The sequence below is a fragment of the Paenibacillus allorhizosphaerae genome (assembly GCF_042659105.1).
In the GTDB taxonomy this organism is placed as follows: Bacteria; Bacillota; Bacilli; order Paenibacillales; family NBRC-103111; genus Paenibacillus_G; species Paenibacillus_G allorhizosphaerae.
This window is the reverse complement of the sequence record NZ_JBHSRV010000001.1, coordinates 1,631,993-1,646,450: the sequence shown is the minus strand read 5'-3', so window position 1 is coordinate 1,646,450 and position 14,458 is coordinate 1,631,993. Positions and strand designations below refer to the sequence as shown.

Sequence of the window (14,458 nt, the reverse complement as noted above, 5' to 3'; positions counted from 1 at the left end):
GACGCCCGGCAGCTGCTTTTAAAAGGCGTCCTGTTTATTGCATTAAATGATCCACTCCACGACTTGATCGATGGATTGTCTTGTTTTGCCCCGCGGTTCCCTTACCCGGTATCCGAATGCCACCATGCAGGAGACGCCGAAGCGTTCTCCGTCCAGCAGCCCCTCGTTCTTCAATACGGCTTCCACTTTCTCTTTATCAAATCCTTCGATCGGGCAAGAGTCGATGCCGATTTGTGCCGCAGCGGTCATCATGTTGCCCAAAGCAATGTACGTTTGACGGCTGGCCCATTCGAACATCGCTCTTTCATTGTCCAGCAGCTTGAAATCCGCAGCCAAAAATTGATGGTACAGGTTGCTCCTCTGTTTCATAACCTCGGAAGGAAGGTGCTGCACCTCATCCATGATATGAACGATATGGGGGGAGTCGGCCAGCATATCCGCCTTGGTACGGGAAAGCATGATGACAAAATGGCTTGCCGTCGGCAGCTGTTTTTGTGCTCCCCAGGTTACGGGCAGCAGCTTTTGTCGGATCTCCGCATTTTGCACGATGAGAAACTTCCAAGGCTCGAAACCGAAGGAACTGGGGGATAAACGTCCGGTTTCGAGAATAAATTCAAAGTCCTCCTGCGCAATTTTGCGATGAGGATCGAACTCCTTGCACGCATGTCTGAAACGGTAAGCATCCAATATGTGTTGTTTATTCATTTTGCGGGTCACTCCTAACCGATATATGATCATTTTTGTTTCTATACGCATTATAATTTGTATATTTACTTTAGAAAAGTACGCACATTTATGATACGTAGTGTCAAAATGAATACCGTGCATGACGCTCGAGCTCGCATCGATCGATGCCTTCCTTCGCCATACGAACAACAACGATTCCTTGGATCTATAAATACGGATATACAAAAAAGAGAGGCGACGCCTCTCTTATCATTTGGTTGTTGCCTAAACCCCGGATAAACGCTCAACCTGTCGGATCGCGTCCACAACCATATCGACCGTCACCGGGAACGGCATATTCCCCATAGTGCTTTCCGGCAGCAGTGAGATGCGAGCGATTTCATTCAGATCTTGCTCCGTCAGCTCCCGCTGAATGCCGATTTGCTCCAGACGGTACGGAATGCCTGTGCTTTTATAGAAATCCAGCACTTCGTGCAGGTCGCTTTGCGGACGGTTCTCCAGGACAAGCTGCACGAGAATGCCATAGGCGACTTTCTCGCCGTGATACGCTTCATGAGTATCCGGAATGACGGTGAGGCCGTTATGAATCGCATGGGCAGCGGCGGAACGGCAGTTATCTTCACCGAGACCTCCGACAAGACCGCTGAACAGGATGTTGGCGTCAATGACTTGCTGCAGCGCTTCGCTGGAGATGCCCTGCCGAGCGTCTTCCATCGCCTGCGCGCTGTACTCAAGCAATGTGTCGTAGCATAGCTTCGCAGCCTGCAGGCCGCCGATGGTTGGCAGATTATGTTTTTTTCCGGTAGCGGACATGGGCGCTTCAATCCATTTGGCGAGTGTATCCGCAATGCCGGCGGCCAAATACCGGACCGGCGCTTTCGCAATAATGTCCGTATCGACAAGGCAGAGCAGCGTACCCCGGTAGAACACCTGGAAGTGGAGATATACCCCCTCTTCGGAATACATAACCGACAAGTTCGCGACAGCCGCGCAAGTAGCCGCCAGCGTCGGCACGGCCACGAACGGTTTGCCCATCGCATTCGCGAGCGCTTTGGCCGTATCCATCACCTTGCCGCCGCCTACGCCGCAGATCAGATCCGTATCCGGCGCGACCAGCGCCTGCAATCGCGCGATTTCTTCGTAGGAGCACTCCCCGCGGTATTTATGCACTTCGTAGCGAAGCCCCGCTTCATCGAGACTGGCTGTCATTCGCTCCCCGCAGCTGCTCCACGATTTTTCACCGGTAATGATAAATACCGATTGTCCGTATTTGCCCATCCATTCTCCCGCTTTGTGTAAAATGCCCGGTTCGTGGATGTAAGCGTTTGGCGAGCCTAATACAAAATGAACCCCGTTCATGATCGTTCCCCCTTGGCTGATGTGGTGTCTAATCTATTATTATGGTAGATCTCGCGGATAAGGTCAATGATGATGCTGAAGAGGTGCAGGTCTGATACAATACATTTCATAGAGAAAGTAGAATCATAGGGAACAGGAGCGGGATCCGATGTATATCCAGGTGAACGATGTCATTGTTTTGAAATTACTCCAAGCGGACAACGCTGAAAGCTTGTTTGCCCTTACGGATGCTTCCAGGCCGTATCTTCGGGAATGGCTCCCTTGGGTCGACGGTACGGTCAACGTAGGGAATACCCGGGAATTCATCGAATTTTGTGAGCAGCAGCACGCTTCTAATAACGGCTTCAACACCGGAATATGGTATAAGGGAGAGCTGGCCGGCTGTATCGGATACCATGCGATCAATTGGGGCAACAAGAAAACAAGCATCGGCTACTGGCTAGGCCAGCGGTATCAAGGCAACGGCATCATGAGCAGCAGCTGCAAAAAAATGGTGGACTACGCCTTTCACGAGCTTGGCCTCAACAGGGTCGAAATCCGATGCGGTACGGGAAACGCAAAGAGCAGAGCCATTCCGGAACGATTAGGCTTCGTGAATGAAGGTGTCATACGGCAGGCCGAATGGATCTATGACCGTTTTATCGACCATGTCGTATATGGAATGCTTAAACAAGACTGGAGCGGAGGAGCTGGCGGCCATGGCGGATATGAAACCGGAAACTGAACAACAGCCGGCAGGGGAGGGATGCCCCGTCGAATTTACGCTGGAGATCATCGGCGGAAAATGGAAAGGCATCGTGCTGTATCATCTGATCGGCGGCACGAAACGGTTCAACGAATTTCGCCGCATTTGTCCGAGCGTTACCCAGCGCATGCTTACGCTGCAGCTAAGGGAGCTGGAAACGGACGGTTTGATTCACCGGGAAGTGTACCATCAGGTTCCGCCCAAAGTAGAATACTCGTTAACGCCGCTCGGGCAAACGTTGGTGCCTCTCATCCTGCAAATGAAAGCGTGGGGCGAGACGCACAGGAAGGACATCAACGCGAAAAAAACGGCGGCCGAGCAAAGCTGAACGCTCGCCACCGGGCCGCATCGTCGATATAGATGAGGCGTTCTGCATCAAAGCCGTGCAGCGGCAAAGAAACGGCGGCGACGAGCCGCTCCATTTCGCCGCTGCGTCGATCCTAACGCTGGCTTCCGACGTAGGCCGATCCGCCGCTCGTGTTAGTCCGGCTGCCACGCGGCTCGAATAACGTCGGCCGCTTCTTCGGCGGACATGTCCCGTTCCGTAGATTGCGCCATATCCTTTAGGCGCACTTGACCGGTAGCCGCTTCCTCATCGCCGATCAAGATCACGAAGCGGACGCCCTTAGATGAAGCGGCGGCGAGCAACTTCTTCAGCTTCCGGCCGCTCCAGTCGATACGGGTGCGAATCCCGGCTGTTCGCAGCGTTGAAGCGGCAAGGAGCGAAGCTTCGGTCGCATTCCCGATCGGCATAATGACGACGGCATCGTCGGCGATAGCGACTCCACGTTCCTTCAGCAGCTCCATGATCGACTCGATCCCGAAGGAGAGGCCGACGGCCGGGTAGCGGATATCGTCTCGATCTACCAGCTTGCCGATGATCGAATCATACCGGCCGCCGCCGCCAAGACTGGAAGTGAGCGTTTCGGTTTTATCGAAAATTTCGTAGACCGTACCGGTGTAAAACGATAGGCCGCGGGATAAAAACGGATCGAAGGCGCACCATCGGCCGAGTCCGGTTTTGTCGAGAAGAGACTGGAGTGCATTGACCTCTTTCGTGCCCTGACTGTCCAATATACCGTATGCTTCCACTAACTCATGACAGGATGTTTGTTCGCGCTGAATGAGTTCCATCACGGCGCTGGACACATCCGTAGGTATACCTTTCTCCAACAGCTCGTTTTCGACGCCAGCAGCGCCGATCTTTGCCAATTTGTCCAGCGTCAGCATAACCGACAACTGCGTCTCGGCTGGAACGCCGATCCGCGATAGCAGCTCACCGAGAAACTTGCGATTGTTCCACCGGATCACAATATCGATATCGAGCGCGCCGAAAGCATCTACCGCGAGCTGCATCAGCTCCGCTTCAGCCTCAGGACCTTCGATGCCGACCGCATCGGCGTCGCATTGAATGAATTCGCGCAAGCGTCCGCGCTTCACCGGACCGTCGCGAAACACTTTTCCGATTTCGTACCGCTTGAACGGCAGCTCCAGACCGGGATTCATCGCCGTCACTTTGGCGAACGGAATCGTCAGATCGTACCGCAGCGCAAGGCTTCGATTCCCTTGATCCTGCAGCCGATACATCTCTTTCAATATTTCATCCCCGCCTGCATATTTGGACGCCAGCAGCGTCTGTTCGTTAAGCACCGGCGTTTCCATCGCATCGTAATCGTACAGCGTGAACAGACGTTCGAGCACGTTTTGCACTTTTTTTCGAATCGCCTGCTCCATCCCCCAATAATCGAACGTCCCCTTTACATTTTGCATACATGTCCATCCCTTTCATTGGATTGAAAAAACAAAAAACGCGCCGGACCTCTTGGTCCTGCGCGTTCGGTATGCCGCAGGGAGGCCAACGCGATTAGCGTTAGCCCACCCTGTCCAATGTACAGGTGTGCTAACGCCGCTTGTGATGATGAAGTTGTACGAACATGCGCTTCGTCATATCGTTCGTCCCCTTCGATAAGTAAAGTAAACCAATTATAGCGAAAGGAATCGCGAAGCGCAACTCCTCTTTTAAAGAGGCTTGATCATGTGGACGTACGTTTTCTTGTTAATGATCGTTTGCTTATCCGCGGTATAGCCCAGCTTGCCATATAAGGAGCGGGCCCGTTCGTTATACTCCTCGACATTCAAAGCGATTTTACCGTATCCGAGCTGCCGACCATGCGCTTCGGCCGCCCGAATCAGCTCTGTGCCGAACCCGCGGCCGCCCCACTCGGAGGACACGGCAAGCGCGTCGATATAATATTCGTCCTCGTCGGCTTCTTTATCGATCGTTATGGACGGATCGTTGCGGACGAGGCGAAGCCGGTCGACAATCGGTTTGTCGATCGTTTCGGCATGCGAGCCGTGATAGCACAAAATCATGCCGGCCGCTTCGCCCTCTGCTTCTTTCACCAGGACATTCGTATAACTGAATCGATTGCCCTCGCGTTCGAAAAAATACGTTAAGCCATCCACTACTTCTTGTTCCGTAGCGGCGCCCGTCAGCTGGTACCCGATATCTTTGATAGCGTCAAACAATAGTCGTACGACTGCGGAAGCGTCCGCCGGTTGTGCCGGTCGTATACTCATAATTCCTCCTGTTGGTTTGATGGACGGACCTGCCTTTCCAGCGATCAAACGATATCGGCCGAAAGCGTATCGAGAGGACCCTCGGGAGCGGCGATCGGCAGCAGCGGATATATCGAAATCGGGAACATCGGGAAGCCGACATAGTACGGGGTAATCTCGTACAGTTGGAAGTAGACGATAATCGATTTGTCGGCCAAATAGTAATCCTGATTCGGTTTTATCGCTGTAAAGCCGTTCAGCAGCGGAAGCTCCCTTTGTTTGATCTGTGCCTGGATTTGCCCGGAAAGCACGCTCACATAATCGGAGCCGGGCTTGAACAGGTCTGATAGATTGTACAGCTTGCCGGTAGCTACGTCAAACGTTAGCGATTTGACGATCGTAAAGCCGTGGGCCATATGCTCGGAATAAGCGTAATTGCTAAGGAGCAGGCTCAGGATTCCCCGCTCGTTCGTCTTGATTTCGTAATGTCCCGTCATTTGCATGTGGGTGCCGGTTTGAACCTTTTGCTGCGCTTGCTGTAAATAATATACCATATTCAAAATCGTACGATTCACGTGTTGCTGTACGCCGCGATCTGGGAGTCCGGCGACTTGCGGGTAGTCAATGGTTGTACCGGCCGGAGAAGAAATGGCGCCGGTATGAATGGTTACCGGGAGCTGAAATGCCATGGGTGACCCACCTTCCTGATTCGGTTTTTGTTACATTAGCCTATTCATCCCGGAGGTTTCGGTTACGCATGCATGGGGAGCCGCATAAAATACGATGGTGCCTCGTTTACGAAAAAGGGACTGAACCTAACGGAAGAGGGCGAATACGGATGATTTTCAACCAAAAGCACGGGAGGATTGTTTTTCGGAAAGGAAAGTCTAAGCATCGGAAAATCAATCGGAATAAATGGAATTTTGGGAGCACGCGTATAAAGCGCTCGACTTGGGGGAGTTTGCGAAACGGAGGATTTGAAAAGGCGACGCCCATCCAAGCGGACTACTGGTCCGTTTCGAGCAACGATATCTACTTTGAAAACGACAACCCCTTTTTCGGAAGACGATATGCCGTCATCGCGCTTTCCAGAGGGGAGTTTGCCGTCCTGTCTCAAGTAACGCTGCCTTTGCGAGACTCGAGTTACAAACTCACGTTTTGGTTAAAACGGGTGGCGGCACCGATGAATGGAACAATCACCATCTCATTGATAGGGTCAAGCTTGCTCCCGGTCACGTATAAGGCGAGCCTTGCTCCATATGGGCAGTGGCGAAAGTTTGTCGTTACGATTGGCAGGAGGGCTGTGGATCCGGGCAGACAGCACACGCTGTCTATCCGTTTCGACGCGATTTCATCCAACCTGCTGCTGCATATGGACAACGTTTCATTGTTGCCGGCGTAACCCTATGGAGTTAATTGAGCTTTGTGCGAAGCGAATAAAAACGGCCGTATCCCTAAAGCAATGCGGGGATACGGCCGTTTGAATACGATCATCGTAAAGGGTTCCGGAAAATGGAAGCTTTACTTTAATTTATTGCTGACTCATCGTAAGCTTCCATTCCGCTTCCCGAACAGCGTCCTTCGGTCGCAGCTGCACCCGGTACACGTGCTCGCCCCAGACGCCGCGGAGGCGCCGGTCCTCGACCGCGATCCGTTCGCTCGCCGCCGTCAGCTGTGCGGCGTCAAACGCGACGCGCAGCCGGACGCCGGCTCCGTCATCGAGCAGGAAGTGCCCTCCGCCTTCGCTGAATAGCGGCTCGCGAAGCGTCATCAAGCTGAGCGTCAGCTCGGAGGTAGGTTCGTTCAAGACGAACCGGTCGACGATTTCGATCGAAGCGGGCGATTTGCTGCCGCGGTTTAAACGGCACGTGCGGTACCAGCTCCGGATGCCGGCTTCAGCCGGGTAGGCCTCAGCGATATTCATCGAGATTTCGGCCCGGTCGTCATCGGCCAAGCAGGCCACCTCGGACGCACGATACGCTTTTCCCGCCGCTTGTTGAACGCCGCGCACAGTCGGAAGGCCGTGATACGCCGATTGCATCGTCCAAATTTCGTATCGGCGCGAGCTGAACGTTTTGGATATATAGGTCTCTACCCCGATGTCAATGATCATCGGCTTTCCGGAAGCGTATACGATAAAATGTCCTACGTCGTTATGGTTGTGGCTTTCGGCGTTGTGTCCGCCTTTGGCGGCGATGTACAGCCCCTGGTCGGTGCCTCCGCGTTCTCTCGCCGCGAACATCTGTATGCCGTCCAGCCATACGTCCCGCAAGTAATGCGGTACGCCGTCATGCTGCATCAGCTCGTCGTAGACGTCGAGACCGGGCAGCAGCCGCAGCAGCGACAGAAAGTTAGGCTTCGACCCGCCGTGCTGCCGGAAGGCGTACGCTCCGAGCGCACACATGGCTTCGTCACCGATGCGCCCTCCGAAACGGTAAACGAGATCGTCGCTAATGCGAAGACGGGCGTCGCCGTCGGCAAAGTTGACGTAATCATTGCCGCTAATATGGGCCCGGCTAATATAACGGCCGATTTCTCTTACCAGCGGCTCGTCGTAGAAGGAGATTTGTCCGTCCGACGCAACATACAGCAGCTCCAGACAATCGAAGAGCGAACCTCCGGCGCGTCCCCAATAGCCGGGCCCTTCATCGCAACCGCCGTCGGGATAGTACACGGAAGTAAACGCTTCCAAGCTGCAGAGCGATTTGGCGATTGCCTGCGCGCGCCGACCGGGGTTATCCTCAAGGAGCAGGAAGGAGCCGATAACGTTGGACAGTATCCAAGGATTCCAGTTGTTGACCCCGCGCGAGCCGAATCCCATCCACCAGAAATCCGTTCGTTCCATAAACGGGGTGAACATGCGCCGCTCCATTTCGCGTCGGATACGTTTGCGAATCATCGGGCACTCCGCATCGAGCGGTTCCTTGAGTATATAATCGGCGCAGGCGACTAGGGCGGCGGTTTCGGCGGCGAACAAGTCGATGACCTGATCATCCACGTCGGGAAGGGCATAGCCGGCGCTTGCTTTGGACAAGGACATGTGGGCGGGGAGGACCCAGTACGATTCCTCGCACAGCGTCCATAAGCCGTTTATGATTTGCTCCATAAAACGTCCTGCGCCTTCCACGCATTCCGCAAGCACCAGCTCGCCGAGCGCTCTCCTTCGCTCGAAATAAACGTCTTCGTAGCGGGAGCGGTTGCCGTTCTTCACAAAATCCATGTACCTCGTTGCCGGCAGAGCCGGCCATGCGAAATCGAGTCTTGCTTCTCCCCGCTGAGCGAACATTCGCCGAAGCGGCTCCGCCAGCTTGCTCCAGTAGGCGCGGTCGGATGCGGTTGCAAAAGGCCGGTAACGATCGTTAGGCAGCAGCACTTTTTCCAATACTTTTTCCGGATACCGTTCATGAAACATGAATTGATTCACCCTTTCTCCGAAATGGCCAGCGTGTTCCCATGCCCATTGTAGCTCGAATGAAGCGGGAATGGAATTGTATTTTTTCCTGATTATGGATCGGGGATTGGAACATGCACATGAACGAAAAAGGCGGTACTCTAGAGTCATGCGGAAGGAGACGGCTTCTGAAAAAATCGACGAAGAAGCCTCCATCATCACCGATAAGGTGAGACAATGGAGGCTTTCCCGATCTACTTGGCGATGCTGGCTTGCCCCGAAAAATGCGTGAACGACATGTGCCGGTCAAGCGCCATATTGGCCGCGCCGAGCGCACCGCCGATTTCTTTGAATTGGCCGATCTGTACGACCGTGGAGGCCGACAGCTGCCCCATCGCGCGTTGGCGCATGACTTTCACGGCGGTTTGGACATACAGCGGGCAATCCTTTGGGATAGTGCCGCCCAGTATAATCGCTTCCGGGTTCAGCAGGTTGATCAAATTCGCCATCGTAATGCCGAGGTAGGTGGCTGCGCCGGAGACGACTTGACCGGCCAGCTCGTCTCCCTGCTCGGCTGCGCGGCAGATGTCTTCGACTTTCAGCATTTGCAGATCGAGGCCGGGCTGCAGATGGAGCGACGAGATCGCGCCAATGCGCAGCAGCCTGCGCGCTTCCAGTTCCATGGCGGGTGCGGCCGACATCATTTGCAGGCATCCGCTATTGCCGCAAGGGCATAACGGACCGTCGATCGCAACCGTCGTATGCCCGATCTCGCCGGCGCCGCCGAGCGCTCCGTGAATAAGCTCGCGGTTGACATAGATTCCCGCGCCGATACCGGAATCGACGCCGATGTAGATCATGTGCCGGTAATCTTTGCCGGCGCCATACCGGCATTCCGATAAGCCGCGGGCACGGCTGCGGTTGAGCACGACCGTCGGCCAGCCGAGCGCCTTCTCGAGCATGGTTCCGAGCTCCACCTGCTGCCAGCCCAGCACGGCCGAACTGAGCAGCCGCCCGTTATGCGTATCGACAATGCCTGGGATACCAATCCCGAGCAAGGGGATCGGGCTTTTGTCCAGTTTTTCTATAAAGTTCGGGATTTCGCTTGCCAGCGCTTGAACGGCGGCTTCCGGCGTAAGCGGGCTGAAAGACAGCCGTTTCGTCTCCACGGTGTTGCCAAGCAGGTCGAACGCGCCGAGAATCCAGCTTTGATTGTTCAGGTCGGCGCCCAGAATAATATGAGAGTTCGGGACGAGCTCCAGATTCGTTGCCGGTCTGCCGCCGGTGGATTGACGAAGCTCGGTTTCTCTAACAAGTCCAAACTCGATGAGTTCATTAATCGTAACCGAGATGGTCGCCCGGCTTAAATCGGTCAATTGAGTCAGCTCGATGCGGGACAACGGACCGTGAACCCTAAGCATCTGGAGGATGGCGGTTTTGCTGCCTTTCTGATCCCAGACTTTGCGGATATTCTCCATAGTTTTCCCTCGCAATTCATTTCGGACTTTCGTAAAGCATCTACTCTAACATATCAAAAATATGAAAAGATAGCAACGCCACAGCGGATGTTAATGTACAAAACTAACAAAACTAATCCAATAAAGTATGATTTTTTTAACCAAACAAGATTTTATGTCGTTTATTAGTTTAGTTATTGACATAAGTTTTAAGGGTGACGTATGATGAAAGGGAAGGCGGCGGACTAATGCGCTGTGAGGCAAAGCGAGACCAGACGGTTTGTGCGGCTATCGTGTTTTTTTATACATAAGCATATGGAAGTCGAGCCGGCAACGGCAAGCAATACATAACGATAAGGTACGAATGGAGGACGGAGGAATGTTTCCCAAACCGCCGATTACACCGCCGCCGGAGCATCCGCGGTTGTTTCTGCGCAAAGAGCATTTGCCCGGGCTGCGGGACAAGAGGACGAGACCGGAATTGAAGCAGGCATGGGGACGGCTTACGGATTACAGCCGATTCGGGATCGAGGAAGCGAACGCCGAACATAGTCCGGGCGACGTGTACGTGATTGAAGCGAACGCGCTGTTGTATTTGTTAGATGAAGATACGGAAGCCGGACTCAAAGCCAAGACATTGGCGCTGTCAAGCGTTACCAAAGATTTTAACCCTAATTATCAGGACATTTCCCGAGAGATCGGACGTCTCATGCTGGCCGGCGCGATCGTGTACGATTGGTGCTATGAGCTGGTTTCGGATGAGGAGAGAGCGTTCTTCATCCGCCATTTCAAACGGCTGGCCGGACTACTTGAATGCGGATACCCGCCCGTCAAAGAAGGTGCTTTTGTCGGCCACAGCTGCGAATGGATGATCCAGCGGGATATGCTCGGCACGGGCATCGCCATTTACGACGAAGATCCGGAGATGTACGATTTGGCGGCAGGCCGCTTTTTCGATCAAATGGTACCGGCGCGCAACTTCTTTTACCCGTCCGGCTGGCATCATCAAGGAGACGGCTACGGCGGCGTACGGTTTCAGGGGGAGATGTTCCCGACGTGGATGTATGGCCGAATGGGCTTCGGCAACGTATACGACGATTCGCAGCGCGAGGTCGGCTATCAGTGGATCTATACGCGGCGCCCGGACGGCAAGTTGCTTCGCGACGGGGATTCGACGCCGGTCATGCCGAAGCAGACGAAGTATACGCGGCTTCATTTTATATACTTGATGCTCGGCGGTTATTTCAAAGATCCCTACTATATATATCAGATGCAAAAGGATGAGGGGCGGTTTCAAGATAAAGACGTGCTCTTCGCCTTTCTGTTCGCCGATCCGGATGTGGAAGCGAGACCGCTTGACGAGCTGCCGCTCACCCGCTATTTCGGCGCTCCGACGGGCGTGATGGTGGCGCGAACGGGGTGGGAGGACGGCATCGACTCCGGCACGGTCGTTGCGGAGATGAAAGTAGGCATGTACCAGTACAACAATCATCAGCATCTGGATGCCGGAGCGTTCCAGCTCTATTACAAAGGAAACCTGGCGATCGATTCGGGTTCTTACAAAGGTTCGTCGGGCAAATACCATTCGCCGCATAACAAGTATTATTTCAAACGAACGATTGCCCACAATACGATGCTGTTGTATGATCCGGGCGAGCTGAAGCAGTATCCTTACGTGAAGGACGGAGGTCTCGTCTGGCCGAATGTGAACGACGGAGGGCAGCGCTGGCCGAACGAAGGGCGTCCACCGCTAACGCTGGACGATCTGCTGACCAAAGATTTCAAGCGCGGGGACGTGCTCGCCCATGCGTTCGGTCCCGATCCTGCGCAGCCGGATTACTCGTACTTGAAAGGCGACATCACCGCGGCCTATTCCAATAAAATGAAGCAGTTTCAGCGCTCATTCCTGTTCCTGAGTTTCAAGAATGCTGCGCATCCGGCGGCGCTCATTGTATTCGACCGCGTCGTATCCGCGAATGCGGAATTCCGGAAATATTGGCTGCTTCACAGCATTGAAGAACCGCATATCGAAGGCAGCCGGACGATCGTTTCCCGAAGCGAGGACGGGTACAACGGGCAGCTCGTCAACGACACGCTGCTGCCGGAGCCGGGGAACCAACAGATCGCGAAGATCGGCGGTCCGGGCCGGGAATACTGGGTGTTCGGAACGAACTATGTCAATGATTTCCCAGGTACGAAGGAACAAGGCGAATGGCGTATCGAAGTGAGCCCGCGCGAACCGGCGGAGCTGGATTTTTTCCTGAACGTGATGCAAGTCAAGGACACGGACGGATCGGCGGCGCTTCGTACGGAGAAGGTGGACACCGGAACGTTGACGGGCGTAAAAATACGCGACTGGGTCGCACTGTTCGCTATGAGCGGCCAGCGACTGCGGGAAAATACGGTCGTTCCGGCAGTGTCCGAGGCACCTGTGGACAGCGGCGGCTCCGATTGGAACTACCTCGTTGCCGATCTTGCGGCAGGCATCTGGACGATAGAGTGGCATGAAACCGTTATCGATGGCGACGCTTCGGGCAGTGAACAGGGGCTGCGCGAATCTGTCCGGGCTGAAATCGCCCGGCAGAAAGGGCATGTGGCCGGTCCGAGTGCCGATGGACAGCAGAAGCAGCGGCATGTGGCCACGGTGGAAGTGACCGAGGAAAGCGGGCTGCTGCACTGGCGTTGGCAGGCGTCGACCGGCGCATTCGTCTTGAAGTTTGGCGGAGGACGTACGAATAAAGCAAACGAGTCCGGGGAGGTACGAAACGATGAGCAGTCGTAAAAGCAATCTGGTCGTCATTATGGCCGATCAACTGAGATGGGATGCGCTTGGCGAGCATACGCCGAACATCAACGCGCTGAAGGCGGAGAGCGTCGTATTTGAACGCGCTTACTGCGCGTCGCCGCTTTGCGTTCCGGCCCGCGGATCGTTTTTTACTGGAAAATATCCGAACGTAACCGGCTCGCTGATCAATCCGTGGACGGAGCAGGAGAAGCAGCACGGAATCGTTCGCCCCGAACACGCGAATTTGTATGAGCTGCTGGAAAACGAGTGGGACAGCTGGCATACCGGCAAGCAGCATTTGTTCACCGATCCGAAATTGGAGCACAGCGAAGACAGCCGTACCCATTGGCTTCAGCTGGAGCAGCGGTATGAGGCGTTCATGAAGGCAAACGGCAAGAAGAAGCCGGGCGGGCCCGCCTTTCAAGGCCTCGTACCCGAGCTTGCGTACGGCAAAATTACGAGGAAGCGCAAATATTCGATTCCGACGGTGGGACGGTTTGACGAGGCGCTCGACTACTTTTACGACGGTTTTATTTTGAACGATTCGCTCGAAGCGATCCGCGGGCGGGATCGTGCGAAGCCGTTTGCGCTGAATGCGATGTTCCTGGCCCCGCACCCGCCGCTGCACATCCCGGAACCTTGGTATTCGATGATTCAAGACGTGAAGCTGCCGGACAACGTCGGCGTATGGGGCGATAATCAGTCGCCGCTGCAGCTGTACAATTTGACGGGCATGCTCGGCTCGTCGTATACGCGGGAAGAATGGCAGCGGATTTGGAAAGTGTATATAGGCCTTGTCGCGCTGCTCGACCACTGTGTAGGGAAGCTCGTCGCCGAGTTGAAAAACGAAGGGCTCTACGACGATACGCTGATCGTGTTCTGCAGCGACCACGGCGAAATGCTAGGCTCCCACAAGCTATGGCAAAAGATGTGCATGTACGAGGAGTCGGTAAAAACGCCGCTGTTCCTGAAATTCCCGTCCGGCTTCGAGCCGGCGGTTCGAAGTTCGGACGCGCCGGTAAGCAGCGTCGACGTGATGCCGACGCTCTGTGACGCGCTTGGGCTGCAAACGCCGGATGGCGTTTCGGGCGAATCGCTCATGCCGTTCATTCGCGGGGAGAAGGCGGGGCCGGTGCGCGAACGCGTCTTCATCCAATTTGACGGCAACGGGGCGCGCAGCAATTTCCAACGGTGCGTCATCGAAGGGAACTACAAGCTGATCGTCGATATTTTCAAAGATGAAATATTCGTCGAGCTGTACCATCTTGCGGACGACCCGCAGGAAATGAACAATCTAGCTTTTCGCGCGGAAGAAAACGGCAGCCGCATCGAAAGCATGCTGGCGGGCTTGAGGGAGCATATGCGGGCAACGAATGATTTGCTCACCTTGCCGGCCAATGTATTTAGGCAATTTTTGACCGACTACGGTCCGTTTCAGGACAAACAAGGAAGCTTGCCATCAAACTAACCGGAGG

12 protein-coding genes are annotated in these 14,458 nt (G+C 54.6%); 5 read left to right on the top strand and 7 right to left on the bottom strand.

Annotation, left to right across the window (positions count from 1 at the left end; translation table 11 throughout):
• Positions 1-42: 42 nt before the first annotated feature.
• Together ACFQI7_RS07220 and ACFQI7_RS07215 are read right to left on the bottom strand one after the other, a co-directional pair.
• Positions 43-705: an NAD(P)H-dependent oxidoreductase gene (locus ACFQI7_RS07220; RefSeq protein ID WP_218098590.1), complete on the bottom strand. Its 663-nt coding sequence runs from the start codon at positions 703-705 to the stop codon at positions 43-45.
• Between the two features lie 246 nt (positions 706-951).
• Positions 952-2,046, bottom strand: coding sequence for an iron-containing alcohol dehydrogenase family protein (locus tag ACFQI7_RS07215; RefSeq protein ID WP_218098589.1), 1,095 nt, complete (start codon positions 2,044-2,046; stop codon positions 952-954).
• A 148-nt stretch (positions 2,047-2,194) separates the two neighbouring features.
• Here ACFQI7_RS07215 and ACFQI7_RS07210 point away from each other — a divergent pair, with 148 nt between their 5' ends.
• Together ACFQI7_RS07210 and ACFQI7_RS07205 are read left to right on the top strand one after the other, a co-directional pair.
• Positions 2,195-2,770, top strand: coding sequence for a GNAT family N-acetyltransferase (locus ACFQI7_RS07210; RefSeq protein ID WP_218098588.1), 576 nt, complete (start codon positions 2,195-2,197; stop codon positions 2,768-2,770).
• Positions 2,754-3,119 (top strand): winged helix-turn-helix transcriptional regulator, encoded by a 366-nt coding sequence (locus ACFQI7_RS07205; protein WP_218098713.1) that lies wholly within the window; start codon positions 2,754-2,756, stop codon positions 3,117-3,119. Before ACFQI7_RS07210 ends, ACFQI7_RS07205 begins: the two co-directional genes overlap by 17 nt.
• Positions 3,120-3,271: 152 nt before the next feature.
• Here the strand turns inward: ACFQI7_RS07205 and ACFQI7_RS07200 are convergent, their stop codons facing one another.
• From ACFQI7_RS07200 to ACFQI7_RS07190, 3 genes are all read right to left on the bottom strand, one after another.
• Complete coding sequence (locus tag ACFQI7_RS07200; RefSeq protein WP_218098587.1) at positions 3,272-4,561, bottom strand: histidine--tRNA ligase; 1,290 nt, start codon at positions 4,559-4,561, stop codon at positions 3,272-3,274.
• 249 nt (positions 4,562-4,810) lie between these two features.
• Positions 4,811-5,371, bottom strand: coding sequence for a GNAT family N-acetyltransferase (locus ACFQI7_RS07195; RefSeq protein ID WP_218098586.1), 561 nt, complete (start codon positions 5,369-5,371; stop codon positions 4,811-4,813).
• 44 nt (positions 5,372-5,415) lie between these two features.
• Positions 5,416-6,039 (bottom strand): DUF3298 and DUF4163 domain-containing protein, encoded by a 624-nt coding sequence (locus ACFQI7_RS07190; protein ID WP_218098585.1) that lies wholly within the window; start codon positions 6,037-6,039, stop codon positions 5,416-5,418.
• Between the two features lie 494 nt (positions 6,040-6,533).
• Between ACFQI7_RS07190 and ACFQI7_RS07185 the strand changes: the two genes are divergently transcribed.
• Complete coding sequence (locus tag ACFQI7_RS07185; RefSeq protein WP_218098584.1) at positions 6,534-6,752, top strand: hypothetical protein; 219 nt, start codon at positions 6,534-6,536, stop codon at positions 6,750-6,752.
• A 129-nt stretch (positions 6,753-6,881) separates the two neighbouring features.
• Here the strand turns inward: ACFQI7_RS07185 and ACFQI7_RS07180 are convergent, their stop codons facing one another.
• Positions 6,882-8,762, bottom strand: a complete 1,881-nt coding sequence (locus ACFQI7_RS07180; protein ID WP_218098583.1) for a heparinase II/III domain-containing protein — start codon at positions 8,760-8,762, stop codon at positions 6,882-6,884.
• Between the two features lie 233 nt (positions 8,763-8,995).
• Positions 8,996-10,219: an ROK family transcriptional regulator gene (locus tag ACFQI7_RS07175; protein ID WP_218098582.1), complete on the bottom strand. Its 1,224-nt coding sequence runs from the start codon at positions 10,217-10,219 to the stop codon at positions 8,996-8,998.
• Positions 10,220-10,577: 358 nt separating this feature from the next.
• Between ACFQI7_RS07175 and hepB the strand changes: the two genes are divergently transcribed.
• Both hepB and ACFQI7_RS07165 read left to right on the top strand, forming a co-directional pair.
• On the top strand, positions 10,578-12,980 hold the full coding sequence (gene hepB, locus ACFQI7_RS07170) for a heparin/heparin-sulfate lyase HepB (protein ID WP_218098581.1): 2,403 nt from the start codon (positions 10,578-10,580) through the stop codon (positions 12,978-12,980).
• A complete protein-coding gene (locus ACFQI7_RS07165) occupies positions 12,967-14,451 on the top strand; it encodes a sulfatase family protein (protein WP_218098580.1) in 1,485 nt (494 codons plus the stop codon). The genes hepB and ACFQI7_RS07165 overlap by 14 nt, the downstream gene beginning before the upstream one ends.
• The last annotated feature ends 7 nt before the right edge of the window (positions 14,452-14,458 follow it).

Bases quoted from the DNA above. Each gene is read 5' to 3' on its own strand.
- ACFQI7_RS07175 (WP_218098582.1), bottom strand. From the start codon at position 10,219: ATGGAGAATATCCGCAAAGTCTGGGATCAGAAAGGCAGCAAAACCGCC.
- ACFQI7_RS07165 (WP_218098580.1), top strand. From the start codon at position 12,967: ATGAGCAGTCGTAAAAGCAATCTGGTCGTCATTATGGCCGATCAACTG.
- ACFQI7_RS07210 (WP_218098588.1), top strand. From the start codon at position 2,195: ATGTATATCCAGGTGAACGATGTCATTGTTTTGAAATTACTCCAAGCG.
- ACFQI7_RS07190 (WP_218098585.1), bottom strand. From the start codon at position 6,039: ATGGCATTTCAGCTCCCGGTAACCATTCATACCGGCGCCATTTCTTCT.
- ACFQI7_RS07200 (WP_218098587.1), bottom strand. From the start codon at position 4,561: ATGCAAAATGTAAAGGGGACGTTCGATTATTGGGGGATGGAGCAGGCG.
- ACFQI7_RS07205 (WP_218098713.1), top strand. From the start codon at position 2,754: ATGAAACCGGAAACTGAACAACAGCCGGCAGGGGAGGGATGCCCCGTC.
- ACFQI7_RS07185 (WP_218098584.1), top strand. From the start codon at position 6,534: ATGAATGGAACAATCACCATCTCATTGATAGGGTCAAGCTTGCTCCCG.
- ACFQI7_RS07195 (WP_218098586.1), bottom strand. From the start codon at position 5,371: ATGAGTATACGACCGGCACAACCGGCGGACGCTTCCGCAGTCGTACGA.
- ACFQI7_RS07220 (WP_218098590.1), bottom strand. From the start codon at position 705: ATGAATAAACAACACATATTGGATGCTTACCGTTTCAGACATGCGTGC.
- hepB (WP_218098581.1), top strand. From the start codon at position 10,578: ATGTTTCCCAAACCGCCGATTACACCGCCGCCGGAGCATCCGCGGTTG.
- ACFQI7_RS07215 (WP_218098589.1), bottom strand. From the start codon at position 2,046: ATGAACGGGGTTCATTTTGTATTAGGCTCGCCAAACGCTTACATCCAC.
- ACFQI7_RS07180 (WP_218098583.1), bottom strand. From the start codon at position 8,762: ATGTTTCATGAACGGTATCCGGAAAAAGTATTGGAAAAAGTGCTGCTG.